This is a genomic window from Rhodococcus sp. 15-725-2-2b (assembly GCF_002259075.1).
Lineage (GTDB): Bacteria > Actinomycetota > Actinomycetes > Mycobacteriales > Mycobacteriaceae > Rhodococcoides.
In genome coordinates this window covers 15,873-41,102 of the sequence record NZ_NPFL01000016.1, presented here as the reverse complement: position 1 = coordinate 41,102, position 25,230 = coordinate 15,873, and the positions used below count along the sequence as shown (strand labels likewise).

Sequence of the window (25,230 nt, the reverse complement as noted above, 5' to 3'; positions counted from 1 at the left end):
TAGCCAGTCTGTCATCACTCGTCATACGAAACCGTTCACCGTCAGCCGCCGGAGAGCTCCTGATGAATCCACTCACCGGTTTGCTGCCAGTGCCGATCCCACGCTTCCTGTTCGAGCTGTTCGGGCGACTTACCCGGCTCCGGAATGGGAACGGGAACGGTGAATTGCGGAGGGGCCACCGTGGTCGTTGCCGGCTGCGGAGCCGCCACGGCCTGACGTGGCGGATCCTGTGTCACCCAAGGCTCAGTGGTCGGTGCGGGCTCGACAACCGCCCACGGGTCCACTGTCGGGGGAATCGCCTCGGTCGGGGGCGCAATATCCGGTGCCGGTGGAACGACGACCGCAACCGGGTCGGACGTGGTGGGGTCCGCCTGCCGAGTCGCTCCCACCAGATCCGTACCGGCGTCGCGTCGATCGACGCTCTGTTCGGCAGTCGTCTCGGATTCATCCGGCAACGTCGCAGCGACCGCGACACCTGCGGAGAGCACCCCGGCCAGCAGCACTGCGGCGAACACGAGCTTGCGCCCGGAGCCTGCCGACCGGACCGGCTCGGCCCCGACGACCGACCGCACGGCAGGCACCGGAAGCGGCGCTACCACCCTGTCGACATCCGCGTCCGCCGCTACCTCTGGATCGGACTCCGCGGCCTCGAAGACGGCGATCCGAGCGTCGATCTCGTCCGCTTCCACGACCTCGGTCTCGACGGCCTCGACCTGCTCCGACTCCTCGGTCGCCACCGGCGGTGCGGCCACTGCTGTCGGCTCCTCCTGATGCGCCAGCAGCGCAGCTCCCCGCGCTGCGACCTGGTCCGCATCACCCACGCGCACCACGGGAACGCCGAGTCCGAGGGACAGGATGTCGACCAGGTCTCGACTACTGGACCGGTCGCCGAACAACGCAACGAACTCGGGCTTCTTGCCGGATTGATCGACCACTTCCCACGCCAGGGGGATGGTGCTGCCGATGCGCTCGGGCGACATCGAGTCCAGCGCAGCAGTCTTCGCCGGCGTGATCGAGGCGTCGGCGGCGTCGGCGAGAGAAATGGAGACGCCAGTGTCGCCCATGTAGTACAGAAGGACGGTCTTCGCGTCGGCGAATTCTTCCGAGGTTGCCAGCCAGCCGAGGAACGACTCGGTCACCGACGACAGCACTGCGGGTTCGTCGCCGAGGGCATCCGCGAACTCCGCGCGCTCCTCCTCGGTTCGATACACCACTCCCACTGCGTCCACGTCATCGTCGAGCGTCGCCGCCTCGCTGCGCATCGTCTCGATCGCGGCGGTGAGAACCGAGGCGGCGTCGGGATCGAGCGGGGTCGTCCGGTCGGCGAGAACCTCGCCCGAGGTCGGCTCCAACAGCACTGTCTGCATCGAGCCAGATTCGATCGCTATACCAATAATTGCCATGGCAGTCTCCCTGTGCTCAGGGTGGAGGCACCCGACCATGAACGTCGTTCAGCGGTTCCGAACGACGATCACCCTGCACGGAATTTGATTCTGTTACCTAAACCATACCTGTTGACGGTTAAATTGGCCCAGATCGGTCTTGGAGTTTGTCACAGTATGAGGATCCGGCGTTTGTAATCGACCCCAGGATTCTTCGAAACCCTAGGCTGGAACCCGCTTGTTCGAGCCAGATGCGCAGCCTGCGGGCGTGACCTCGCGGACCGTTGTGGATATCGAGCACCCGCGCCGGATAGCCTGACCGGGTGGAATCCTCTGCTCGTGCCCAGTCCTCGCGCCGTCTCGACGCCGCGCTCGAGTCGACGGCACAGACTCAGGAGCTCATGCCGCGACGGCGTCCTACCCAGGAACGCAGCCAGCGCAAGTTCGACGCGCTGCTGCAAGCCTCACGCGAGTTGCTCAGTGACGTCGGTTTCGAGTCGTTCACCTGCGAGGAAGTCGCGTCGCGCGCCGAACTCCCGATCGGCACGCTGTACCAGTTCTTCGCCAACAAGTACGTCATCGTCTGCGAGCTCAACCGCCAGGACCTCGTCGGGGTGCAACAGGAGCTGGCCGAGTTCGACGGCGAGGTGCCGTCCCTGGACTGGGTGCGCTTCCTCAACAACTTCGTCGACCACATGGCCGGCATGTGGATGACCGATCCGTCGCGCCGCGAAGTGTGGCTCGCCATGCAGTCGACACCGTCGACCCGCGCAACCGGGGTGATCCACGAGCGGGAGTTCGCCGAGCAGGTCTCGCGCATGCTCGGACCGCTCACTCCGCGCACGCCTCGGCATCGCCGCAACCTCATGGCTCAGGTGCTGGTGCACATCGTCTACTCGATGCTCAACTTCTCCGTGCAGGACGGCCAGAGCCACGAGGACGCCGTCGCAGAGCTCAAACGCATCATGATGGCGTACCTGCTCGTCGCCGAGAAGGAGAGCAGGCGCTCCGGCGGCTCGGCGAGCGACACCGACCAAGCCTGAGCAACCCGAGCCCGCACAGACGAAAGGCCCGCCCGATCACCTGGATCGGACGGGCCTGACTCGTTGTCGGAGCGAACTCACTCCTCCAGAATGGCCACGGCAGCGGCGATGTCACCGTCGTGCGTCAGCGACAGATGAATCTTCACCGTCGGCAGGAACTCCTGCGCCATCCCGTGCAACTTGATGGACGGCCGGCCCCACGCATCGTTGACGACCTCGATCAGCGGATACGGGTTGTCACCGATCTGCGGCGGCCGAGCGAATCGCGATGTCGCCCATGCCTTCAGCACTGCTTCCTTGGCCGCCCACCGTGCTGCGTAGTGGCGGGTCGGATCGGAACTCTTCGTCGCGGCATGACGGCGCTCGCCCGCGGTGAAGCTGTCGCGGATCATCGTCGTGCCGACCTTCTCCATCTGCTCGGCGAAGTCGGACACCGTCACCAGGTCGAAACCCACTCCCAGGATCGCCATCAGATGGCACCCGGCAGACCGGAGGAGTAGACGTCGTCCTCGCCGAGGCGAGCGGACTCGTTGAGCAACACGTTCGCCTCCAGTTCACGTGACGTCTTGGCCGGCGTCCCGTCATGTCCGAGCCGTCGATCGTCGGGCCGCTCGTAGAGGGAGTCTCCCCCCACCATCGCGGAGATCAGCCTGCGCTGACCGGCGATCCGGCGCTCGTTCGCCTTCGCAATGTACTCCGCACGCCGGTCCGCCGGAACGGCCTCGACGAATGCCTGCGGGTGCACCAGGGCGATGAGTCCGGACACGTGGCCGAATCCGAGCGAGGTGAGCAGACCTGCCTTGAGCGGCACCGAGTCACCGAAGCGCAGCGGCTCCCGTGCCCACACCAGATGCTCGAACGCGGTCATCTTGTCGTCGACGCAGTCGAGGCTGCGGTTCGGCGGGATGACACCGTTCGCCAGCACCTGGCACAGGCCGATCAGCTGCCAGGCAGCTGCGCCACCCTTCGAGTGTCCGGTGAGGCTCTTCTGCGAGACGACGAACAGCGGAGCGCCGTCCGAACGGCCGATGGCCTTGGCGAGGCGGGTGTGCAATTCCGCCTCGTTGGGGTCGTTGGCTGCGGTGGAGGTGTCGTGCTTGGAGATCACGGCCACGTCGTCTGCGCTGACGCCGAGTGCGTTGAGCGAGAGTGCGAGCGCCGAATCCTTTCCGCCGCGACCGGCGCTGAGCGCACCGAGTCCCGGAGCCGGGATGGAGGTGTGCACTCCGTCGCCGTACGACTGTGCGTAGGCCACCACTCCGAGGACCGGCAGGCCCATCTCGAGTGCCAGGTCGCCGCGAGCGAGCAGAATCGTTCCGCCGCCGTGGGATTCGACGAATCCACCGCGCCTGCGGTCGTTCGCCCGCGAGAACCGCCGATCGCTGATGCCCTTGGCTGTCATCGCTGCCGAGTCCGCCGTGGCCGACATGTCACCGAAGCCGATGATGCCTTCGTTGCTCAGGTCGTCGAAGCCGCCGGCGACCACGAGCTGCGCCTTGCCCAGCTTGATCTTGTCGACGCCTTCTTCGACGGAGACGGCCGCGGTGGCGCAGGCGGCGACGGGGTGAACCATCGCGCCGTAGCTACCGATGTACGACTGGACCACGTGCGCAGCAACGACATTCGGCAGAGCCTCCTGCAGGATGTCGTTCGCACGAGCATCACCGAGCAGGGTGTCGATGTACAGCGAGCGCATGGACTCCATGCCGCCCATGCCGGTGCCCTGTGTGTTGGCCACCAGCGTGGGGTGCACCCAGCGCATCAATTCCGACGGGTTGAAGCCCGAGGAGATGAACGCGTCGACCGTGGTGACGATGTTCCACAGTGCGACACGGTCGACCGAGCTGGCCATGTCGGGCGAGATGCCCCACTTGGTCGGATCGAATCCGGTCGGAATCTGCCCACCGACGGTGCGAGTGAGCTTCATCTTGCGCGGGACACGAATCTCGGTGCCCGCCTTGCGGGTGACCTGCCAGTCGCTCGAATCCGGGACCGGCGTGATCAGCGTGTGCTCGGGATCCGCTGCTGCGAACGACCGGGCATCGATCTCGGTTCCGACAACGAAAGTCAGGTCGTTGTCGAGGAAGATCGAGGTCATCAGCGGAGCGGTGTTGCCGACCATCGCGCCGTCGTCGCCGTAGGTGCGGATGCCGCACTTCTCGACCACGATGTCGTGGTACTTGTCGGCGATGTCCTCCTCGGGCACCAGGTCACCGGACTCGATGTCGTACCAACCCGGCTTGGGATCGTTCTCCCAGGCGATCAGGCCGGTGTTCCATGCGAGTTCGAGAACGCCTGCGGCAGAGAGCTGCTCGTCGACCTCCATCTCGAAGCGGGTACGTGCCGAACCGTACGGTCCGAGCTCGCCCGCACCGACGATGACGACGAGGTCCTTCGGGTCGACATCGAGTGTCGGCCACGCCGGAGCGGTGGTCGTCGTCGACAGCCGCGGCGGTGCGGGCAGTGCTGCGATAACCGAACTGTCAACGACCTCTTCGGTCTTCTCGGCCGCGGCCGCAGCTGCGTCGCGAGCGAGTTCGACGAGGTTGAGCTTGGTGTTGGCCAGCCCGCCCGTGAGGTCGGCGACGATCGGCTCCTGCGCAGCCTGTCGGCGAGCGGCAGGCGTGCACAGTTCGAGCAGCTCGGTCGCCATCTCATCGGTGGACCACGTGCGCACACCCTCGGCCTCGACGGCCTCGACGATGGGATCGTTGCCACCCATCAGGCCGGTGCCGCGCACCCACCCGATATGTGCGTGGGCGATGGACACCCGCTCGGCCCAGTTCTTCTCCGAGCCCCACTTGGCGACAACAGCATCGAGTGCAGCCTTCGACTCACCGTAGGCACCGTCGCCACCGAACATTCCGCGGTTCGGCGATCCCGGCAGCACCACGTGCAGGTGGGTGTCGATGTCGGTGTCGTGACCGACCTTGGACAGTCCGCCGATCAACCGTTCGACCGACCAGAGCAGCACGCGCATTTCCATCTCGGCGCGAGCTCCGGCGTCGGACATCTCGCCCATGACCCGCGGTGCGGCGAACGGGAACAGCATCGTCGGCGTCGCTGCGGCCTTGACCAGGGTCTTCGCGCCACCGGCAGTGTCGACGAAGTCGCTGCCGATCCACTCGATGAGCGCATCGACGTCGGTGTACGACGCGATGTTGGCCGGAACCACCCACAGCGATGCTCCGCTGCGTGCGTTGTCGCGGTAGAGGCTGCGGTAGAAGCCGAGTCGCTCGTCGTCGAGCCTGGAGGTGGTGACGAAGACCGTCGCTCCCCCGGCCAGCAGCTTGGCGGTCACCGCTGCTGCGATGGATCCCTTGCTGCCGCCGGTGACCACTGCGACCTCGTCGGCCCACTGGCCCTTGTCCTCGGATGCGACCGCAATATCCGCGATGCGTCCGAAGGTTTCGGCCAACACTGTCTTGTTCTCGTAGTCGGCCTTGGCCTTCCACCACTGTGCTTGAGCTGCAACGGCATTGCCTGCGCCCGCAAAGGACTCGACGGCGACATCGCCTGCGGTACCGAGCCACAACCGGGCCAGATCCTCACGGGCGGTTGCCCATCGGTCGTCGATCAGGACGGCGCGCTTGGCGTCGAACGCCGGGGCGACGAGGCGAGGCCAGTCGGATCCCAGCTCGGCCGAGACCAGCTCGACCAGAGCGGCATCGGGATCCTCGGCCAGCACTGCGTTGGGAGCATCGGCGAGTCCGAGCTGCTCGAGCACCAGCCGGGCTGCGGAGGCGAGGACGCCGTCGCGGCCGGTGATGTGCTCGGTGAACTCACCGAGAGCAGCAGCGTCGACGGTTCCGCCGGCCCCGCCGCCTGCCTGCGGCATCGAGACTGCGACGCCGCGGCGTGCGGCCACCGCGGCTACGGCCGCGTCGATGACGTTGTCGACTGCGTTGCCGTCGGCGAGAGCGCCGTCGGCCAGGCCGCCGAGTGCGCCACCACGAACCGAGGCACCGTCACGGGTACCGAGAGCGACCTCGGCGGTGACGTGGTGCGCCCAGCCGTCGCCCAGTTCCCAGGTCTTCTTGACGCGATCGGCGATCGAGGCCGGGCGTCGACCCGAGGGGCCGAAGACCTTGCGGAGGTGGTCGTTGATGGAGTCGCTGAGCACCGGACCGAACGGCTTGTAGGTACGAGCCAGCTTGTTCACCGTGCCCGAGAGCGCACCCATGTCGGCATCGGCTGCGCCGTCGATGGCACCGAGCGAGAGCTCGGAACCGAGGTCGACGAGCAGCTGGTTACGACGCGAGGACACGCCGTCGCACAGTGCCTCGATGGTGTCGGCGGGCCCGATTTGATCGAGCTGCAGCTTGGTCCACAGACCGATGAGGATCTTGGTCGCATCGGCCGCGACGAACGCGATGTCGTCCGGGCGAGGTCCGCCGGACGGTGCTGCGGCCGGAGCGGGCGCGGGTGCCGCGGCAGGGGCCGAAGCTGCTGCCGGAGCAGCGGCCTCCACCGGTGCCGACTCTTCCTCGTCGGCCGGAGCCGGGTCGGTGTCGGTGCCGTAGATGATCGCAGCCTCGCGCTCGAGGTTCAGTACCTCGACCGGGTGGCCGAAGCGGCCCGGCAGCTTGAGGGTCTGCGACGCGAGGTTCGCCACGGTCGGAGTTGCACCGAGGCCGATCTCGACGAAGCGCTCGACGCCCATGCCACCGTCGGACTCGTCTGCGAACAGCAGGTCCTGGGTCTCGATCCAGCGCACCGGGCTGGCGAACTGCCAAGCAAGCAGCTCGGTCAGAATCACGCGGCATAGGTCGCTCGGCCGAGCAGCCCACGAATCGAACTCCGCGAGAACGGCGTTCAGCGGCTCGGACGGAACCAGATCGGCGATCTCCTGAACGAACTCGCGCTCGAGCGAGAACGGCTTGGGCACCAGGTTCGGGATGTAGCGACCCACCAGGATCGCCGGATCGATCTGCTCGGGGAGCAGAGTCTGGAGGCGATTGCGGAAGTCGTCGACTCCGCCACGCAGCACCGTGGAGTGGAACGGCACGTCGATGCCGGGAACCATGATGTAGGCGGCCTTGCCACCGAACTCGGCACGGCGGATCGCGATCTTCTTCTCCAGCTCGCCGAGGCCGGCAACCGTGCCTGCGATGGCGTACTGCGAGCCGCGCAGGTTGAGGTTGACGATCTCGAGGAATTCACCGGATTCTGCCGCGACACCGGCGACGAAGCCCTGTACGTCCTCGTCGGCCAGGCCGATCTGCGACGGGCGGATCGCTGCCATGCGATAGTCGCTGCGGCCGCTGGCATCACGCGGAACGAGCGCGTGCATGGCCGATCCACGCTGGAAGACGACCTCGAGGACGGCTTCGAGCGGGAGCACACCGGCGACGGCTGCGAGGGCGTTGTACTCACCGACGGAGTGGCCGGCGAGGATCGAGTTCTCCACGAACGCACCGGATTCACGCAGTTCGGCCACCTGTGCGACGCCGAGAACGGCCATCGCGACCTGGGTGAACTGGGTCAGGTGCAGCACACCGTCAGGATGCTTGTGCGTGACGCCCCGCGCCTTGAGCGACGTCGGGTTGTCGCGCACCACAGCGAGAATGGAGAAGCCGAGCGCGCTGCGGGTGTGCTTGTCGGCACGCTCCCACACCTCACGTGCGGCCTTCGAGCGGGACCGTGCGTCCAGGCCCATGCCCGCACGCTGGATGCCCTGGCCCGGGAAGGCGTAGACGGTCTTCGGCGGCGCGGTGCGAGCGGTGGCGACCATGACCAGTTCTCCTGCGACACGGCAGGAGACCTCGATCAGTTCGGCACCCTGGTCGAATCCGGTGCGGTCGACGCGAACGTCGATCTCGGCTCCGGGTCGAACCATGCCGAGGAAGCGTGCGGTCCATGCGGTGAGGCGACGCGGCGGAGTCTTGGTGTCCGCGTAGTCGACTGCGGTGACCGTCTGCTGGGCAGCGGCCGAGAGCCACATGCCGTGCACGATCGGGCTGCCGAGACCGGCGAGCAGAGCCGCGGCGTCGGAGGTGTGAATCGGGTTGTGGTCGCCCGAGACCTGAGCGAACGCGGCCATGTTGCGAGGGGCGACGATGGTGGCCTGACGACGGCGACGACGCGGGGTGTCCTGTGCGTCGGCGCTCACCGAGCCGCCGGCGCGAGCCGGGTCGACGAGCTCGCCCTTGCCGGTGCGTCCGCGAATGGCGAAGCGCTCCACCAGAGTTGCGACGGCGGGAGCGTCGAGCCCCTCACCGAGCATGGCACCGATCTCGACGGTGACCTCGACGACGCGGCCGAGATCGGTGTCGAGCACCTCTCCGGCCGCGGCCTTGACCACGAGAATGGAGGTGTCGGTGGGCAATTCGCCGACCAGGGCGACGCTGTGATCGAGGTGCACCAGGTCGAGCATGCCTTCGATGACGTCGATGCCTTCGGCGTTGCGAGTGGCACCCAGGACGGCGAAGACGGCGGGCCAGCAGGCACCGACGAGGACGTCGGGAACGGCCTTGCCGCTGACGGTCAGCGTGTCCGGCAGTCCGGATCCGGTGACGCCTGCGTGGTCGGCGATCAGATCGGGGATCCACGCGATGTTCAGCCGGGAAACGCCGCTCTTGACAGCCGGAAGTTCCTGGCCTGCAGCAACTCCGAGCAGAGCCGACATGGCCTGCTGGGCGTCCTGTGCGGTGACGACGGGCGCGCCGCCGTCGATCGTCGAGGCCGGAACCGTCAGGCGGATGCGAACTTCCTTGCCCGGAGCGAGCGGAACCAGCAGCTCCACGTGCTCGGAATCGAGCACGGTGAGAGACGAGCCGGTCTGCGGGTGCGCCGCGACGGTCTCGGATTCCACGGTCCAGTCGGCCGGATCACCCAGGCGTGCAACGGGGTTCTGCGTCATGCGAGAGGCCCAGGTGACGTCGGGAGCAGCCAGCACGATACCCAGCAGTCCGGGTGCGATCTCGGCGTGGCGACGGCTGGCGACGGCCGTGGGCTCGATGCCCTCGGCGAGCAGCTGATCTGCGGTGGCCTTCTCGAAGCGATCGAGCAGCTCGCCCACGGGCTCGTCGACGCGAGTGATGCCCGCGACGGCGACGGTACCGGGGATGATGCAGACCTGATCGGCCGAGTAGCGGGCGTCGTGTGCCTGCCACAGCGAGTCACTGCGCCACCAACGACGCACATCGCCGTCGACGACGGGGACGAAGTTGACCGGCTTGCCGGGCATGCGGCACAGCGAGGTGAAGAAGGTGATGTCGGCCGGGTGCAGAACCACGTCGGCGGCGTCGGGGAACTGCGCGAGCAGCGACTTCAGTGCCGCGCGTGGGCGTTCGAGAACCTCGGCGTCGGCGAACAGGGTGGGGATGGGTCCGCGATCGACCGGATGCAGGCGAGCCTCGGCACGCTGCAGCATCTCCAGGAAGCGTGTCCGCCAGGTGATGTCGAGCCATACGGATTCGCGTGCCTCGGTCACGGCATCGGTGAACTCACCGCCGCAGTCGAATTCGCTGCGCGAGTCGGTTCCGACGGCCAGGTCGAGGTAGCGAACGAGCCACTGCTGGTACGTCATGTCGGCGACGTCACCGAAGAAGGGCTTTGCGGTGCCGTCGAGTGCGGCGATGATCTCGTCACGACGCTCGGCCACGGCGTCGGCGTTGCCGGCGACCTCGTCGAGCAGTCGGCCGCACCGAGATGCCGCATTGTCGATCTCGTGGATGTCGGCACCGAGCTGGCTTCGGCCCGAGGCCATTCCGCCGGTGGCGGTACCGGCACCGACCCAGTCGGGGGTTCCGGGGGTGTCGACCAGAAGCTGCTTGACCTCGGGAGCCGTCGTGGCCTCCAGGGTCGCCATCGCTGCGGTGCCGACGAGGATTCCGTCGAGCGGCATCTTCGGGTAGCCGTGCACGGCCGACCAGGTACCGGTGAGGTACTCCGCTGCCCGCTCGGGGGTGCCGATGCCGCCGCCGACGCAGACGACGAGGTTGGGCCGTGACCGCAGCTCGGCGTAGGTGGTCAGCAGCAGGTCGTCGAGGTCCTCCCACGAGTGGTGTCCGCCTGCGCGGCCGCCCTCGATGTGAACGTTGACCTGGTAGGACGGAACCTCGTTGGCGATACGGATGACGGCGCGAATCTGCGCGACGGTGCCGGGCTTGAACGAGACATAGCTGATTCCGGCCTCGGACAGCTCTTCGATGAGAGCCACGGCCTCGTCGAGCTCAGGGATGCCTGCGGTGACGACGACGCCGTCGATGGCCGCACCCGCTGCGCGAGCGCGCTGCACGATGCGGCGTCCGCCGAGCTGCAGCTTCCACAAGTACGGGTCGAGGAAGAGAGAGTTGAACTGGATGGCGCGGCCGGGCTCGAGGAGGGTGGAGAGCTCGGCGACACGATCGGTGAAGATGTCCTCGGTGACCTGGCCGCCACCGGCCAGCTCGGCCCAGTGGCCTGCATTGGCAGCTGCGGCAACGATCTTCGCGTCGACCGTCGTCGGCGTCATGCCTGCGAGCAGGATCGGCGAACGTCCGGTCATCTTGGTGAACGAGGTCTCGACCACGACTCGGCCGTCGGGCAGCGTGACCGGCGTGGGGGCGTAGGCAGACCATGCGGGCTGGACCTCGGGAGCAGCTCCCGGGGTGAGCAGGTTGCGGTGGCCTCCGCGTGAGGACGCGGCGATGATGCCGACGCCCTGTCCGCGCAGCGCCGGAGTGGTCATGCGGGTGAGCAGGTCGCCCGGACCGAGATCGAGAATCCAGTCGGCACCGGCGTCGACGACACCGTCGATGGCGTCGACCCAATCGACGGAGTCCACGAGGATCTTCTGCGCAAGGTCGCGTGCGAGCTCGACATCGAGTCCACAACGCTGTGCCCAGGCGCTGACGAGTTCGACAGCGTCTGCCAGGGCGGGATGATGGAAGCCGATCTCGACGGGAAGCTGCTCGAAGACCGGGGCGAACACGGCACCGCCACGCTTCTTGGCGTCGCGGTCGCGCTCTTCCTCGGCAGCGATCTGCTCGCACTTCTCCTGCACGCGGGCCAGCTGGGCGGGAGGTCCCGAGAGCACGACGCGACGGCGGCCGTTGCGGATGGCGAGGGCTGCGGATCGCTCCGGCGCTCCGGCGATCGCGAGTTCGGCGATGATCGACTGCAGTCGTGCGGGTTCGACGTTGGCAACCGAGACCATCGGCGCGCGGTCTCCGGCACCGATGATGCCGCGGCGGCGGCCGACGAGACCTGCAGCGGCACCCACGAGCTGGGCGATCGCGAGGAAGCTCGCGTCCTTCGCGCCGTCCGCTGCGACGGATTCGGCGGCGATGAGACCCTGCGAGTGTCCGACGACCTTGACCGGCGGGCTCTGGGCGGGATCGAGTCCCTGCAACTTCAGTGCGCGCAGTGCCGCGACCTGAGTGAGGAACACTCCGGGCAGCGAGACGGCAGCGGAGGTCAGTGCAGCCTCGGAGGGTCCGTACGAGCCGGCGGTGTCGTCGTCGGCGAGGTCCTGTTCGAGCATCCAGCCGATCGGGTCGAAGCCGACCGAGCGTACGACCAGCAGCTCGTCGGCAACGGGTGCGAGAGTGACTGCAGCCTCGTTGACGAGATCGGTCAGTTCGGGTTCGAGCGCGGAGTCGCGAGCCAGTTCTTCGAGGGAGCTGAGCCACGGTGCACCCTGGCCACCGAAGGCCAGTGCGTACGGCTCGCCCGCGGCGAAACGATCTGCCAGAGTCCGAGAGCCGCCATTGCTTCTAGGGGATTTGTCTGCGTTGCCGGTGCTTCGCGAACCTCGTCCGTGTGATGGTGTGCTCTCGTTGATCGTCAAGGCTGAAGATTCCTCTCGTGGACGCCTCGGGGGTCGGGGCGTTCGCTGTGATGACTGCCCTGGCGCGTCGTGGGCAACAGGGTCGAAGCGGTGAGCCGGTCCTCGTCGACAGGTCTTCTCCGCGCTGCTCAAGGTTGACACAAAATCATGAGGAAATCCTCAGGTTTGCTCGGACGTCCGACTGCTACCAGCGAGTACGTCGCTCGAACCGGCTTTACTTTTTGTTTACCCGACTCGTCGGTAACCCGCATCCACGCTGGCGAGAGCATCGGGCGCGACGTCAGAACATGAGGAAAGCCTCGCATTTTTCGTTATCTTTTCGTGATGTGATCTCGAGCACAGACGAGCGCCACGCGACCTTGTCGGTGCGGTCCTCTACCTTGTGCGAACGAGCCGCTCATCGCCGAGAGCGGTCGACGAACTCCGGGGGGAATTCATGTATTCATCGGTAACGGACATCTGCACCGTGGACGAACTCGACGCGATGATTCTGCACATCGAATCGCATGTGCCGCAATCGCGTTCGCCGCATTGGACACCGGGATGGCGCGGCGAGAGCGAGGCGGCGTTGCTGGATGCGATCTTCTCCGCACGGGCTCCGTACGGGAGCCCGACCAGCGGGGTCCGCGCGGTGGTCCAACGATGGAGATCGCATCGCGGCGATAACCGACTCGACGACTTGACAACCCTCGCCGAACTGACCACTACTCCGGATCTACCCGTGGAGATTCTGTCCAACCGTCAACTGGTTCCGGGAAACAGTCGAACCAAGGCAGCTGCTGCAGCCGTAGCGGCACAGACGTTGATCTCGGTGGGGTTGAGCTGTTCGACCGACTTCGAGCAGCACACGAAAGAACAATTCGAGGCGTTCCGCGCGATCCCCGGTCTCGGCGAGACCACCTGGGAGTGCATGCTCGTCAATCTCGGCGTGCGTACCGACAAGGCGACCGCCCATTCGAACTCGTTCGTCGCCGACGCTCTCGAACCCCTCCACCGGAACCTCGCCGCCGGAATCGCCGAGGACCGCTCCCCCGTGATCCTCACAGCGGCAGCGAACGCACTCGGCACCGATCTCGCCTCGCTCGAGCATGCCGTGTGGCGATACCAGCACAAATCACGCAAGCCGAAGCAGCGTCACTCCGAAGCGGAACTGCGATCGGCATCCTGACCGCGAGACACCAGTGCCTCCACGCCGTCGAGAATGCACTCCAACCCGAACCGGTAGGCGTGCACGGGGTCGCTGGCGGCGTCGTACGACGTCGCCGCGGCCGTCCCGACCCGAGACGACACCGGAAATCGTTCGCGCTCCATGACCCGTTCGAGGATCGGCGCGGTAGCCGCCCACCACTGGGCGTCGGACATGCCCGACTGTTCCTTGACACGCGCCACGCCGGCGAGGGCTCGCGCGGTTCCGGAGACGTGAGTGAGTACCAGCGTGAGAACGGAGTCGATCTCGACGTCGCTCAGGCCGATGCCGACCAGGGGACGCAACTCGGCCTCGTATTTGTCGTTGGTGTGCGGACCGAGCACGGGGCGTGCACCCTCCGCTTCGAGGAGCCACGAATGCCGTTGGTACAGAGTCCAATTGCGCTCGGCGACGAAGTGCATCGCGGGACGCCATCCGCCGGCTACGGAGGACGGCTCGTCGACGCGAGAGTAGAGACCTGCAAGCGCTCGATCGATCATCAGGTCGGCCAGGTCCTCCCGACCCGGCACATGCGTGTAGAGCGACATCGCGCCGACCCCGAGATGCTCGGCCACGTTCCGCATCGATACCGACTCGAGGCCGTTCGCATCGGCCAGTTCGATGGCGGCGTCGACGATCGCATCCACGCTCAGTCCGGTGCGACTCGGCTTGGCGTCGACTCGCCACAGCAGCCCGAGGGTCCGGGCCGGGTCGAAGGGGACGTCCTTTTTCGATGCCACTCGCCGAGTGTAGCGGGCGCCGTACGGTGTACACCTGCAACGTTCGCCCGCACCGGCGACGGTGACCGCCCAGGTTGTAGACTTCATCGGCACGCGCGAGTGGCGGAATTGGCAGACGCGCTGGATTTAGGTTCCAGTGTCTTCGGACGTGGGGGTTCAAGTCCCCCCTCGCGCACGACGGTCGTTCGACCCGGATTTTCTCGAGACTTCTGCAGGTTCCGACGTGTGAAGGCGGCTCGAATGTCCAGCAACCCCGACGACGACGCGATCTTCGCCGAGATTTCCGACGAACGACGTTCTCTCGCAACGACTCTCGAGACGCTCACTCCCGAACAATGGGACACACCCTCGCTGTGCGAGGCCTGGACGGTCCGCGACGTCGCCGCCCATCTGGTGGTGCCGCTGATCGTCCCGCTCTGGCAGTTCGGACTGGTCATGGTGCGTACGCGCGGCAACTTCGACCGCGCCAATCAACTGATGACCACGCGCGTTCGTCGCGAGCACGAGGACGACTTGCCCGCCTTGCTCACCGCTCACGCAGACAAGAAATTCACCCCGCCCGGCCACGGTCCGCTCGCCCCCTTGTCCGACGTCATCGTGCACGGACTCGACGTGTGCAGGCCGCTGGGCATCGAACACCACGTCCCCGAGCAACGCATGATCACCATGCTCGACTCCCTGGTACCCGCAACCGGCGCGGCACCGTTCAAGGGCCCCGAACTTCGGCTGCAATGGCGCGCGACCGATCTCGACTGGAGCCGTGGCGAGGGCCCGGTCATCGAAGGAACGGCCGGCACCCTGGCACTTGTTCTGACCGGACGGAGCAGCGCTCTCGCCGACGTGGCCGGGCCCGGGGCCGAGCAACTCGCCCAGGCACGGGCCAACCGTCGTCGGGCATGAGTCGCACCCGAGCCGTCCATGGTGAGAATCACCGCCGGGCCGCAGCACGCGACTACCTCCAGTAGTAGTACCTCCGGTACCGTCGAAGGGTGACTTCTTCCCGCCCGAACCGTCGGCCAGCATTGATTGCGCTGGTCATCGTGTCCGCGGCGGTGTGCCTGGGACTCGGCTGGTGGCAGTGGGAACGCTTCGAGGCAGTAGGCGGCAACGGTCAGAACCTCGGATACGCGTTCCAATGGCCCCTGTTCGCAGTGTTCGTGGTCTACGCCTACCGCAAGTTCGTCCGCCTCGAGGACGAGGACTCCGACGAGGCGGCGGCAGTGCGGCCCGACGGACCCACCGAGGTGCCCCTCGACCTGCTCCCCCAGCGGCAGGCCCCGGCGGCCGACGCCAGGGACCTCGACGATCCCGAAGCCAGGCAACTGCTCGAATACAACAGCTACCTCGCGGAGCTGAACGAATCCCGCGGGACCGACAGGAGCACCACGTGAGTTCGGCACCGGACAAGACGCAGGCGTCTGCGAACAAGACCCAGAAGATCGCTTCCGCGTTGCTGCGCTATCGCGTTCTGGCCTACGCCACGGGAATCTGGCTGCTCGTTCTCGTGACCGAGATGGTCGCGAAGTACGTTTTCAAGGTCGAGAACGTGCCCAATTGGATTGCCGTCGTGCACGGTTGGGTCTACCTCGTGTACCTCGTGCTCACGGTGGATCTCGCCATCAAGGTGCGGTGGCCCGCCGCCCGCACGATCGGCACACTGCTCGCCGGGACCATCCCGTTCCTGTCCTTCTATGTCGAGCACAAGCGCACCAAGCAGGTCAAAGCCGACTTCGGCGTCTGACGTCAGCAGTCGACCGGCTGCGCGTTCTCCGGATCCAATGCGTTCTGCACCAGCCGCTGAGCCAGCGGATCGTACGAGATTCCCGTGTGCTCGACGACGTCGGCCGGGCACAGGTCCTGCAACACCACGTTGGTGTTTCCCGCGCCGCTGAGCAGCGAGGCCGTGTACGGAACGACGATCTGGTCGTACCGGGTGACGATGGTGGTGTAGTCGATACCCGAGACGGTGTCGCTGCCCTCGTTCAGACGCTCGAGCACGTCGTCCTGCGTCGGCGGGCCCGCCGTCGGGTGGTTCGGTGGAGACAACGCCACGATCCGTGCCACCGTTCGATCTCCGCCGAGGAAGCGGGCGTAGTAGCGCGGCACGGTGCCGCCCTTCGAGTGCCCCACGATCGACACCTTCTGCGCGCCCGTCGCCTCCAGTACGGAATCGACGAACATCGACAATTCCGCGGCACTCTCGGGAATGGGTTCGAGCGCACCGAACGCCCGAACCGGCCCGGTGTTGCCGTAGTCGATGGCGAACACGCAGTATCCGGCCTCGGCCAGCGTCGGCGACAGCGATGCCCAGTTGTCGTAGGAATTCTCCAGGAATCCGTGCACCAGCACCACCGGCTCGGGATGCTGCGCGCTCGGAACACACGAGAAATCGTTCGCTCCCGGAGGCGTCACGCCAGGATGCGCGATCGAATAGGCGAGAGCCTCGGCGAAGGAGCCGGCCCCGGGTGCCGCGTCGGCCGGGGTGCCCGCCAGGCACAGTGCGGCTGCGGCGGCGAACACAACCGATGTCCGCATCGAAACGTTTCGCATAGCCACGAGCTACCGCCCTGCCAACTCGCCGAGGCTCGGAACGAGCATGCGAAGCGCGCGACCACGATGCGAGGCGGCGTCCTTCTCCTCCGGGCTCAGCTGCGCGGCGCTGCGGCCGTCGCCCTCGGGCACGAAGATGGGGTCGTAGCCGAAGCCGTTCTCCCCCATTGGCTCTCGGCCCACTACCCCACGCCATTCGCCCCGGACCACCGTCTCGGTGCCGCCCGGAATCACCAGGGCACACGCCGAGACGAATGCGGCTCCGCGACGCTCGTCCGGGGTGTCACTCAACTGCGCCAGAACCAGTGCGGTGTTGGCCTCGTCCTGCCCGTGCGTACCGGACCAGCGCGCCGAGAGCACCCCGGGCATCGCGTTCAGGGCATCGATCTCGATCCCGGAATCGTCTGCCACACAAGGCATTCCGGTGGCCGCCGCGCCGTCACGCGCCTTGGCGAGCGCATTCTCCTCGAAGGTCGCTCCGATCTCGGGAGCCTCCGGGAACGGCGGCACCTCGTCCAGTCCCACCAGTTCGATTCCGGCCACTCCGGCGGCGTCGAGCACCCGCCGGAGTTCGCGCAATTTCTTCGCGTTCCGGCTCGCTACCAGAAGCTTCGACTCAGGCACCGAACTTCTTCTTCGATTCCGCGGCTGCAGGCTCGGGCAGTTCGCCGGGATACGGCAACGCCAAGGCTTCCTTCTGCACCTCGAACAATTTCTCGATACCGACGAATGCGGAGTCGAGCAACTTGTCGAGTGTGGTGCGCGGGAACGTCGCGCCCTCCCCGGTTCCCTGGATTTCCACCAGCGTGCCGGTGTCGGTGGCGACGACGTTCATGTCGACCTCGGCGCGCGAATCTTCTTCGTAGGGCAGATCGAGGCGCACTCGGCCGTCGACGACGCCGACGCTGACCGCGGCGATCATGCACGAGATCGGCTGCGGATCGGCCAGTCGTCCCGCGGCGCGCAGATAGGTGACTGCGTCGTTGAGAGCGACGAACGCGCCGGTCACGGCCGCAGTGCGGGTACCACCGTCGGCTTGGAGGACATCGCAGTCGAGAGCGATGGTGTTCTCGCCGATCGCAGCGAGATCGATGCATGCTCGCAGTGAGCGTCCGACCAATCGAGAGATTTCCTGGGTGCGGCCGCCGACCTTGCCCTTGACGGACTCGCGGCCGTTACGGGTGTGGGTAGCAGCGGGGAGCATCGCATATTCGGCGGTGAGCCAGCCGAGACCGGATCCCTTTCGCCAGCGCGGCACACCCTCCTCGACACTGGCCGTGCACATCACCCTGGTGTTGCCGAACTCGACCAGCACCGACCCTGCCGGGTGGCTGGTGAATCCGCGGGTGATCTTGATGGTGCGGAGCTCGTCGTCCGCCCTGCCGTCTTCTCGTCTGGACACGACTCGAAGCCTAGCGCGTCGTCAGACGGTGAAGACGTCCCCTGGTAGTACCGCGTGCACCGGTCCGCTGAACTCTGCCTTCGCCTCGGCGATGACATCCTCCCGTGAGGTCCACGGTGGAATATGCGTGAGCAGCAGTTCCCCCACCCCTGCATCTCGCGCGATTCGGCCGGCCTCGGTTCCGGACAGGTGCACTCCCTCCGGCCGCTCGGGACTGTCGGTCCAGGACGCCTCGCACAGGAACACGTCGGCTCCGTCCGCCAGTTCTCGCACCGCCTGGCACATTCCCGTGTCTCCGCTGTACGCGAACGTGCGGCCTTGCGCGGTGGTGACGCGCATGCCGTAGGACTCCGGCGGATGGAACACCTGCCGAGCCAGAATCGACAACTTTCCGAACTCCACGGTGCGGCCGTCCACCCAGCGACGCAGGTCGATGGTGTCCGACATGTCGTCGATCTGCCCACCGCACTCGGCCGAGGCGACGCCGAGCCGGAACGCCGTGTCCTTCGGTCCGTAGACGATCGCTCGTCCCTCCGGCGGAGTGGGATGGTATCGCCGCCACACCAGCAGTCCCGGAACGTCGAGGCAGTGATCGGCATGCAGATGTGAGAGCAGAACACTCACATCTCCCGGATCGGCGTAGCGCTGCAATGCCCCGAGGATGCCGGGACCGAAGTCGAGGACGACCGGTGAGGTCTCCTCTTCTTCCAGCAAGTAGCCCGACGCGGGTGAATCGGGTCCGGACACACTGCCCGAACATCCCAGGACGGTAATTCGCATGAAAGCCATGCTGCCACGCCGAGCGCATCGCTCGAAACGTTCGGGCAGTATTCACAGCGCGAGTCGGCGAAATTCACCGCAGGCGACAGCTGTGTCCGTAGTTACCCAGCGCCTACGGAGTGGGCCGGTCGAGCGACTTCATCCGCGCCCGCTCGGCCCGCGCATCGGCGGACAACAGTCGAGCGGCAACCACTCCGCCCACCGCGCCGAACAGATGACCCTGCCACGAGACGTTCGGCTCGCTCGGAAGGATGCCCCACAGGGCGCTGCCGTACAGGACGAACACCACGACGCCGATCGCGAGCTGGCCGAGTCTGCGGGTGAAGAAGCCGCGGACGAGCAGGTAGGCGATGAAGCCGAAAATCAGAATCGACGCTCCGATAGTGTTCCCGGCTCCGGCTGTGAGCCAGGTACCGAAGCCACCGACCACCCAGATGATCCCAGTGGCCGCCAGCCCGCGCGCCGGTCCGGACAGCAGCACCAGAAACCCGAGTACGACGATGGGCACGGTGTTGGCGATCAGATGCTGCCAGTCGTCGTGCAGCACGGGCGCGAACAGAATGCCCCACAACCCCTCGACCGAGCGCGGCTCGATTCCGTTGCGTTCGAGTCTCGATCCGCTGGCCACATCGATGAACTCGATGACCCACAGCAGCACCGTGAATGCTCCCACCAGCATGGCGGCCTGCATCCAGACCGGCCGCTCACGCTGGGCAGGACGGTTACTGATCTCGCTCATGATCGCCTCCGAATTCGGTCCCACCACGGTACCGGGCAGAGGTGACACGCCCGCGTCCTCAAACTCCCGAGCCACCGAACGCGGACGTGAAGATCTGGCGATACGTAGGAATGCCGGCCACCGAGGAGGCGTCGAGCAGGGCCCGGACGATGGCGCGCTCGACGACGATCGCCGCGGCCTCGGTGACCGCGGCCAATACCGGGAGTTCCACCGAGAACGCGGCGGGTACCGAGGACTCCGGGCCGACGGGTCTGGTGCCGGTGGACACGGCGAAGATCGTGTCGCCGTCGAGTGGGGAATGTGCCGGTCGAACCGCACGCGCCAGACCGTCGTGACCGGCGACGGCAATCCTCTTGCACGACGCCGACGACAGCGCAGCATCGGTGGCGACAACACCGATCGTGGTGTTGAGCGCTGTGCCCTTGGGTTCGAGGGCGAGCGCGGCCCACAGCTGGTTCACATCGGGCTTGCGCATACCGAACGCCGCGGGCCCGAGCGTGCCGGTTCCCCACAACAGCCCCGTACGCGGATCGAACACGGCCCCCACCGGATTGGCCACCATCAGTGCCGCCACGGTGACTCCGTCGGCAGGGCCACCCTCGATCACCGTGCTGGCGGTACCGACGCCGCCCTTGAGCACTCCGGCGCGAGCACCGACTCCTGCCCCGACCGATCCGGTCTTGAATTCGGCTGCTGCTGCGGCGGCAGCGAGGTAACCGAACTCCGCCGTCGGACGCGCCGCCCAGTCGCCTACCGGAAGATCGAAGATCACTGCGGCCGGCACGATCGGAACGACATGATCGGGACTGCCCATCGGAATACCCTGGCCGTGCTCTTCCAGCCATCGCATGACACCGTCTGCGGCCGCCAGCCCGTAGGCACTGCCCGCGGTCAGCAGGATCGCGTTGACGTGCTGCACGGAATGGCTCGGATCGAGCAGATCGGTCTCGCGCGTTCCCGGCCCGCCGCCGCGAACGTCGACCGCGGCCGTGGCACCTCCGAGCGCGCGTACGACGGTGCAGCCGGTCGCCGAACCGGACCCCATCGTGGCGTCGTCGTCGAGGTCGTGATGATGGCCGACCAGCAGACCTGTCACATCGGTCAGGCTGTCCCGTGGTCCGGGTGTCTGGAATGCAGCGGTCACGCGCGCGTCCTAGGGAATGAGGACCTGCACGAGAGAATCCTGCATCCAGGTCAGCCAGTGATACACGTCGAGATGCGGAGCGCGAGGATCACCCTCGTCGAGGACGTCGGGCGTGTCCGCGCTGATCCCCAGCGTCGTGCCGAGCGCCAGCCTCACGTCGTTGAGGCCGGTCAACCATGCGTCCGCCTGCTCCTGGGTCAGCACGATCTTGCCACCCGACTCGGGAACAGTGGCCAGGATCATCGATCCGGCAGCCAATTTCTCGTCGATGATCTCGGGCTCGTGAAGTCCTCGGAGAGCCCCGTTGAGATCGGTCGGATCCTCCTCGTCGCGGTCGGGATCGGCGCGATGGAAGTCCGGCAGCAGCCGGGCCAGTGCGGCATCCTCGGGCGGACTGTTGTGGCCGGTCCGCAGACCGGTCAGCGCTGCGAGCTCGTCGGTGGGAGCGGCGGCGGAACGGTCACGCAGCAAGCCGAGAACCGAGCCGACGAGAGACCGAAGCACGGCAGCCTCACGCGCATCGATCTCGGATTTTATCTTGACCCCGGACAACGAATTCCGTCTCGTCCACGTGCGCACTGTTGCTGATGTCCTTCACTGACGAAGAGGTGGTGAGCTGGTTACTTGTCCTGCTGCATGGTGGCCCACAGACCGGCCGCGTGCAGCCGTCGAACATCGTTCTCCATCGCGTCGCGCTCTCCGCTCGACACCACGGCCTTGCCCTCGGAGTGCACCTGCATCATCAGCTCGGTGGCCTTGGCCTTGCTGTAGCCGAACAGCTTCTGGAACACATAGGTGACGTAGTGCATCAGGTTGACCGGATCGTCCCAGACGATGGTGACCCAGGGGGTGTCGTGCGCTTCGTCGGCCGCGACGGCCTCGGTCTGTGCCGGGACCGCTTGCGGAGACGCGGCGACGACGTCCCCTGCCGAGAAGCCGTCCACGGGCAGAAGCGATCCATCCACCGTCAACCAAGGCATGCCCAACAGGGTACGGCGTATCGGGCCAGCGTCCCACGCTCGCCCCTTCGCTCGTAGTGTGGGCGAGGTGAGCAACGATGCGACCACAGATCACGCGAATCCCGGCGACGGTGCCAGCACAGCACTGCTGACCGATCAGTACGAGTACACGATGCTGTCGGCGGCCCTGGCCAGCGGTTACGCAGATCGAATCTGCAGCTTCGAGGTGTTCGCGCGCAGGTTGCCCGGCGGTCGCCGATACGGAGTCGTCGCGGGCACCGGACGCATCCTCGATGCGATTGCACGTTTCCGCTTCGGCCAGGAGGAGTTGCGGATCGTCGCCGAATTCCTCGACGCCGAGACCGTCGAATGGCTGCGCAACTACCGCTTCACCGGCGACATCGACGGCTACCGCGAGGGTGAGCTGTACTTCCCGGGCTCTCCCGTTCTGACCGTTCGCGGCACCTTCGCAGAGTGCGTCGTCCTCGAAACGCTCGTGCTCTCCATCCTCAATCACGACAGTGCGATCGCATCCGCGGCAGCACGGATGGTGGCGTCCGCGAAGTCCCGTCCGATCATCGAGATGGGATCGCGTCGCACCCACGAGGAAGCCGCCGTCGCCGCCTCGCGCGCGGCGTACCTCGCGGGATTCACTGCAACGTCCAACCTCGAAGCCGTCCGCAGGCACGGCGTTCCAGGCGCGGGCACGTCGGCGCATGCCTTCACGTTGCTGCACACCACCGCCGACGGCCCCGACGAACGGTCCGCATTCGCGGCTCAGATACGCGCTCTCGGAGTGGCCACCACCCTGCTCGTCGACACCTACGACATCACCCAGGGTGTCGCCAACGCCATCGAGGTCGCCGGGCCCGAACTCGGCGGTGTGCGCATCGACTCCGGCGATCTCGGCGTGCTCGCGCGCCAGGTCCGCGACCAACTGGACGCCCTGGGAGCGCCGAAGACCAGGATCGTCGTCTCGGGCGACCTCGACGAGTACGCCATCGCCGCGCTGCGGGCCGAGCCGGTCGACTCCTACGGCGTCGGAACGTCTCTGGTGACCGGTTCCGGTGCCCCGACAGCGGGCATGGTCTACAAACTGGTCACCGTCGACGGAATCCCCGTCGCCAAGCGCAGCAGTCACAAGGAATCGCGCGGCGGTACCAAAGCGGCGCTGCGCACCGCGCGGAGCACCGGCACCGCAGTCGAGGAGATCGTCCACCCGTTCGACGCTCCGCCGACCGTCGAGAGCGATCTGACGGTGGAGACGTTGACCACGCCGTTGGTCCGCGGCGGAGAACGAGTCGCCGACCTCCCCACGCTCGCCGACGGCCGTGACCTGCTGGCCCGACGCCTCGTCAGCCTCCCGTGGGAGGGTCTGAAACTGTCTCAGGGCGAACCGGCCATACCCACGCGCTTCGTCGAGGGGTGACAGCGGTGTCGGTACCGAAGCGAGTGGGCGATCGGCAGTAGTCTGCTTCGGTGCCGTCGAAGACCGAGTTGCCAACCGTTCCCGCTCTCCTGCAGGTCGCGGTGCACTCGCTCGGCGGCAAGGAGCGCAGCAATCAGCTGACGATGGCGTCGGCGGTGGCGCACTCGATCGACACCGGGGAGCATCTGGCGGTGCAGGCAGGCACCGGAACCGGCAAGTCTCTTGCCTACCTCGTTCCCAGCATTCGGCACGCTGTGGAATCGGGCAGGACCGTCATCGTCTCCACGGCCACCATCGCGCTGCAACGGCAGCTGGTCGACCGCGATCTCCCGCGCCTGTCCGACGCCCTGACCGAGGCTGTCGGCCGTCGACCGAAATTCGCAATCCTCAAGGGCCGCAACAACTATCTGTGCATGAACAAGATCCACACCGGTGCCGCGCAGGAAGCACCGGATGCGGAGCTGTTCGACCCGTTCGCGGTCTCGCGTATGGGCCGCGAGGTGGTACGGCTGACCAAGTGGTCGTCCGAGACCGAGACGGGCGACCGCGACGACGTGGTGCCCGGAGTCAGCGATCAGGCCTGGCGTCAGGTCAGCGTCACTGCGCGCGAATGCCTGGGCAAGTCCCGTTGCCCCGTCGGCGAGGACTGCTTCGCCGAACGCGCTCGTACGGAAGCTGCGCAGGTCGACGTCGTCGTAACCAACCACGCTCTGCTCGCGATCGACGCGATCACGGGCATCCAGATCCTGCCCGAGCACGACGTCGTGGTCGTCGACGAGGCTCACGAACTGGTCGATCGAGTGACTGGCGTTGCGACAGAGGAGCTGTCGGCGGCAACCGTCACTGCTGCCGCTCGGCGGAGTGCGAAGTTGATCGAAGAAGAGACGGTGGACCAACTCGAGGGTGCCGCCGAGAACTGGGCCGCGATTCTGGACGAGCTTCCGCCGAGCCGGTGGCAGTCCCTACCCGACGGCGTCGGCCCAGCACTCGCTTCGATTCGTGATGCCGCCTGGGCGGTGCGCACCGCGATCGGCCCCAACAAGCAGGGCATGGCAGCGAGCGATCCCGAGGCTGCCGCGGCTCGCAGCGCGGCTCTGGTCGCGGTCGACGAGGTTCACGACAGCGCGGTTCGTGTCCTCACGGCGTTCGACGAACCAGATCCGGCCAAGCGCAAGGACGTCGTCTGGCATGCCGTCGACGACTTCCGAGGCAACGTCAAACGCACGGTCCGCATCGCGCCGCTGTCGGTGGGCGGACTGCTGCGGGCTCGCCTGTTCGCCGAGTCCACCGTGGTGCTCACCTCTGCGACCTTGACCGTCGGCGGATCGTTCGACGGGTTGGCCGTCAACTGGGGCCTGCCTGCAGAGAAGCCCTCGCGCAGTGACACCGCGATGGCGTCGGGTGTGGAACCGCCATCCGATACCGGGTCGATCCGGTGGAATTCGCTCGACGTCGGCTCGCCGTTCGACCATGCCCGGGCAGGCATCATGTACATCGCCAAGCATCTGTCTCCGCCCGGACGCGACGGCCTCTCGAAGTCCTCTCTGGACGAGATCGAGTCGCTGGTCAGCGCCGCCGGTGGTCGCACGCTCGGACTCTTCTCGTCCATGCGGGCCGCGAAAGCCGCCGCCGAGGAGATGCGCGAGCGCCTCGACACCCCGATTCTGTGCCAGGGCGACGACTCCACCGGTGCACTGGTGCAGAAGTTCGCCGACGACGAGGCCACGTCCCTGTTCGGGACGCTGTCGCTGTGGCAGGGCGTCGACGTCCCCGGCCCATCGCTGAGCCTGGTGATCCTGGACCGCATTCCGTTCCCGCGGCCCGACGACCCGCTGTTGGTCGCCCGGCAGCAGGCCGTCGAATCCCGGGGCGGCAACGGCTTTCTCGCGGTCGCCGCCAACCACGCAGCCCTGCTCCTGGCGCAGGGCGTCGGCCGACTGCTCCGCAGCGTCGACGACAAAGGTGTTGTCGCCGTTCTCGATTCACGACTTGCCACTGCCCGCTACGGCGGCTACCTGCGCGCCTCGCTGCCGCCGTTCTGGGAGACCTCGGATCCGGAGGTAGTGCGCAAGGCGCTCACCCGGCTGGCCGGAAAGTAACG

At 66.8% G+C, this 25,230-nt stretch carries 19 protein-coding genes and 1 tRNA gene; 8 read left to right on the top strand and 12 right to left on the bottom strand.

Annotated elements, in window-relative coordinates:
• Window positions 1–41: 41 nt before the first annotated feature.
• A complete protein-coding gene (locus tag CH306_RS17470; RefSeq protein ID WP_256981197.1) occupies window positions 42–1,403 on the bottom strand; it encodes a hypothetical protein in 1,362 nt (453 codons plus the stop codon).
• 380 nt (window positions 1,404–1,783) lie between these two features.
• On the opposite strand from CH306_RS17470, the gene CH306_RS17465 reads away from it, so the two are divergent.
• Entirely contained in the window at window positions 1,784–2,425 is a 642-nt protein-coding gene (locus CH306_RS17465) for a TetR/AcrR family transcriptional regulator (RefSeq protein ID WP_373453980.1), read from the top strand.
• 77 nt (window positions 2,426–2,502) lie between these two features.
• On the opposite strand, the gene acpS is transcribed toward CH306_RS17465, so the two are convergent.
• Both acpS and CH306_RS17455 read right to left on the bottom strand, forming a co-directional pair.
• Window positions 2,503–2,895: a holo-ACP synthase AcpS gene (gene acpS, locus CH306_RS17460; protein WP_008715184.1), complete on the bottom strand. Its 393-nt coding sequence runs from the start codon at window positions 2,893–2,895 to the stop codon at window positions 2,503–2,505.
• Complete coding sequence (locus tag CH306_RS17455; protein WP_094647409.1) at window positions 2,895–12,200, bottom strand: type I polyketide synthase; 9,306 nt, start codon at window positions 12,198–12,200, stop codon at window positions 2,895–2,897. The genes acpS and CH306_RS17455 overlap by 1 nt, the downstream gene beginning before the upstream one ends.
• Before the next feature lie 436 nt (window positions 12,201–12,636).
• On the opposite strand from CH306_RS17455, the gene CH306_RS17450 reads away from it, so the two are divergent.
• Complete coding sequence (locus tag CH306_RS17450; protein WP_094647407.1) at window positions 12,637–13,368, top strand: hypothetical protein; 732 nt, start codon at window positions 12,637–12,639, stop codon at window positions 13,366–13,368.
• Here CH306_RS17450 and CH306_RS17445 read toward each other — a convergent pair.
• Complete coding sequence (locus CH306_RS17445; protein ID WP_094647406.1) at window positions 13,335–14,126, bottom strand: TetR/AcrR family transcriptional regulator; 792 nt, start codon at window positions 14,124–14,126, stop codon at window positions 13,335–13,337. The two genes, CH306_RS17450 and CH306_RS17445, sit on opposite strands and share 34 nt — an antisense overlap.
• Window positions 14,127–14,219: 93 nt before the next feature.
• Here CH306_RS17445 and CH306_RS17440 point away from each other — a divergent pair.
• The 4 genes from CH306_RS17440 (at window position 14,220) to CH306_RS17425 (ending at window position 15,867) form a co-directional block, all read left to right on the top strand.
• Window positions 14,220–14,301: transfer RNA gene (locus CH306_RS17440), tRNA-Leu, on the top strand.
• Window positions 14,302–14,366: 65 nt separating this feature from the next.
• Window positions 14,367–15,026 (top strand): maleylpyruvate isomerase family mycothiol-dependent enzyme, encoded by a 660-nt coding sequence (locus CH306_RS17435; RefSeq protein ID WP_094631393.1) that lies wholly within the window; start codon window positions 14,367–14,369, stop codon window positions 15,024–15,026.
• A gap of 89 nt (window positions 15,027–15,115) precedes the next feature.
• Window positions 15,116–15,517, top strand: a complete 402-nt coding sequence (locus CH306_RS17430; RefSeq protein WP_032394656.1) for a glucitol operon activator — start codon at window positions 15,116–15,118, stop codon at window positions 15,515–15,517.
• Window positions 15,514–15,867: a DUF3817 domain-containing protein gene (locus CH306_RS17425; RefSeq protein ID WP_032394657.1), complete on the top strand. Its 354-nt coding sequence runs from the start codon at window positions 15,514–15,516 to the stop codon at window positions 15,865–15,867. Before CH306_RS17430 ends, CH306_RS17425 begins: the two co-directional genes overlap by 4 nt.
• A 2-nt stretch (window positions 15,868–15,869) precedes the next feature.
• Here CH306_RS17425 and CH306_RS17420 read toward each other — a convergent pair whose 3' ends face one another.
• The 8 genes from CH306_RS17420 to clpS form a co-directional block, all read right to left on the bottom strand.
• Entirely contained in the window at window positions 15,870–16,661 is a 792-nt protein-coding gene (locus CH306_RS17420) for an esterase/lipase family protein (RefSeq protein WP_256981196.1), read from the bottom strand.
• A 24-nt stretch (window positions 16,662–16,685) separates the two neighbouring features.
• Complete coding sequence (gene rdgB / locus CH306_RS17415; RefSeq protein WP_094647402.1) at window positions 16,686–17,300, bottom strand: RdgB/HAM1 family non-canonical purine NTP pyrophosphatase; 615 nt, start codon at window positions 17,298–17,300, stop codon at window positions 16,686–16,688.
• Window positions 17,293–18,078, bottom strand: a complete 786-nt coding sequence (gene rph / locus CH306_RS17410) for a ribonuclease PH (protein WP_045194515.1) — start codon at window positions 18,076–18,078, stop codon at window positions 17,293–17,295. The genes rdgB and rph overlap by 8 nt, the downstream gene beginning before the upstream one ends.
• Window positions 18,079–18,099: 21 nt before the next feature.
• Complete coding sequence (locus CH306_RS17405; RefSeq protein ID WP_176459274.1) at window positions 18,100–18,858, bottom strand: cyclic nucleotide-degrading phosphodiesterase; 759 nt, start codon at window positions 18,856–18,858, stop codon at window positions 18,100–18,102.
• Between the two features lie 112 nt (window positions 18,859–18,970).
• Window positions 18,971–19,597 (bottom strand): rhomboid family intramembrane serine protease, encoded by a 627-nt coding sequence (locus tag CH306_RS17400; RefSeq protein ID WP_094647444.1) that lies wholly within the window; start codon window positions 19,595–19,597, stop codon window positions 18,971–18,973.
• 58 nt (window positions 19,598–19,655) lie between these two features.
• Window positions 19,656–20,741, bottom strand: a complete 1,086-nt coding sequence (locus CH306_RS17395; protein WP_094647400.1) for a P1 family peptidase — start codon at window positions 20,739–20,741, stop codon at window positions 19,656–19,658.
• Window positions 20,742–20,750: 9 nt separating this feature from the next.
• Window positions 20,751–21,320: an oxidative stress transcriptional regulator AosR gene (gene aosR / locus CH306_RS17390; RefSeq protein WP_032394662.1), complete on the bottom strand. Its 570-nt coding sequence runs from the start codon at window positions 21,318–21,320 to the stop codon at window positions 20,751–20,753.
• Between the two features lie 41 nt (window positions 21,321–21,361).
• Window positions 21,362–21,721, bottom strand: coding sequence for an ATP-dependent Clp protease adapter ClpS (gene clpS, locus CH306_RS17385; RefSeq protein WP_176459275.1), 360 nt, complete (start codon window positions 21,719–21,721; stop codon window positions 21,362–21,364).
• Window positions 21,722–21,779: 58 nt separating this feature from the next.
• Here clpS and CH306_RS17380 point away from each other — a divergent pair, with 58 nt between their 5' ends.
• A complete protein-coding gene (locus CH306_RS17380; protein WP_045194510.1) occupies window positions 21,780–23,129 on the top strand; it encodes a nicotinate phosphoribosyltransferase in 1,350 nt (449 codons plus the stop codon).
• A 50-nt stretch (window positions 23,130–23,179) separates the two neighbouring features.
• The gene (locus CH306_RS17375) at window positions 23,180–25,228 is read left to right on the top strand and encodes an ATP-dependent DNA helicase (protein WP_032394664.1); all 2,049 of its coding nucleotides are present in this window, start codon (window positions 23,180–23,182) and stop codon (window positions 25,226–25,228) included.
• The last annotated feature ends 2 nt before the right edge of the window (window positions 25,229–25,230 follow it).

What these genes read in the sequence shown, in the direction of transcription:
- CH306_RS17470 (WP_256981197.1), bottom strand. Translation starts at nt 1,403, where the DNA reads ATGGCAATTATTGGTATAGCGATCGAATCTGGCTCGATGCAGACAGTG.
- CH306_RS17465 (WP_373453980.1), top strand. Translation starts at nt 1,784, where the DNA reads ATGCCGCGACGGCGTCCTACCCAGGAACGCAGCCAGCGCAAGTTCGAC.
- acpS (WP_008715184.1), bottom strand. Translation starts at nt 2,895, where the DNA reads ATGGCGATCCTGGGAGTGGGTTTCGACCTGGTGACGGTGTCCGACTTC.
- CH306_RS17450 (WP_094647407.1), top strand. Translation starts at nt 12,637, where the DNA reads ATGTATTCATCGGTAACGGACATCTGCACCGTGGACGAACTCGACGCG.
- CH306_RS17435 (WP_094631393.1), top strand. Translation starts at nt 14,367, where the DNA reads ATGTCCAGCAACCCCGACGACGACGCGATCTTCGCCGAGATTTCCGAC.
- CH306_RS17420 (WP_256981196.1), bottom strand. Translation starts at nt 16,661, where the DNA reads ATGCGGACATCGGTTGTGTTCGCCGCCGCAGCCGCACTGTGCCTGGCG.
- CH306_RS17405 (WP_176459274.1), bottom strand. Translation starts at nt 18,858, where the DNA reads ATGCGAATTACCGTCCTGGGATGTTCGGGCAGTGTGTCCGGACCCGAT.
- CH306_RS17400 (WP_094647444.1), bottom strand. Translation starts at nt 19,597, where the DNA reads ATGAGCGAGATCAGTAACCGTCCTGCCCAGCGTGAGCGGCCGGTCTGG.
- clpS (WP_176459275.1), bottom strand. Translation starts at nt 21,721, where the DNA reads ATGCCTTGGTTGACGGTGGATGGATCGCTTCTGCCCGTGGACGGCTTC.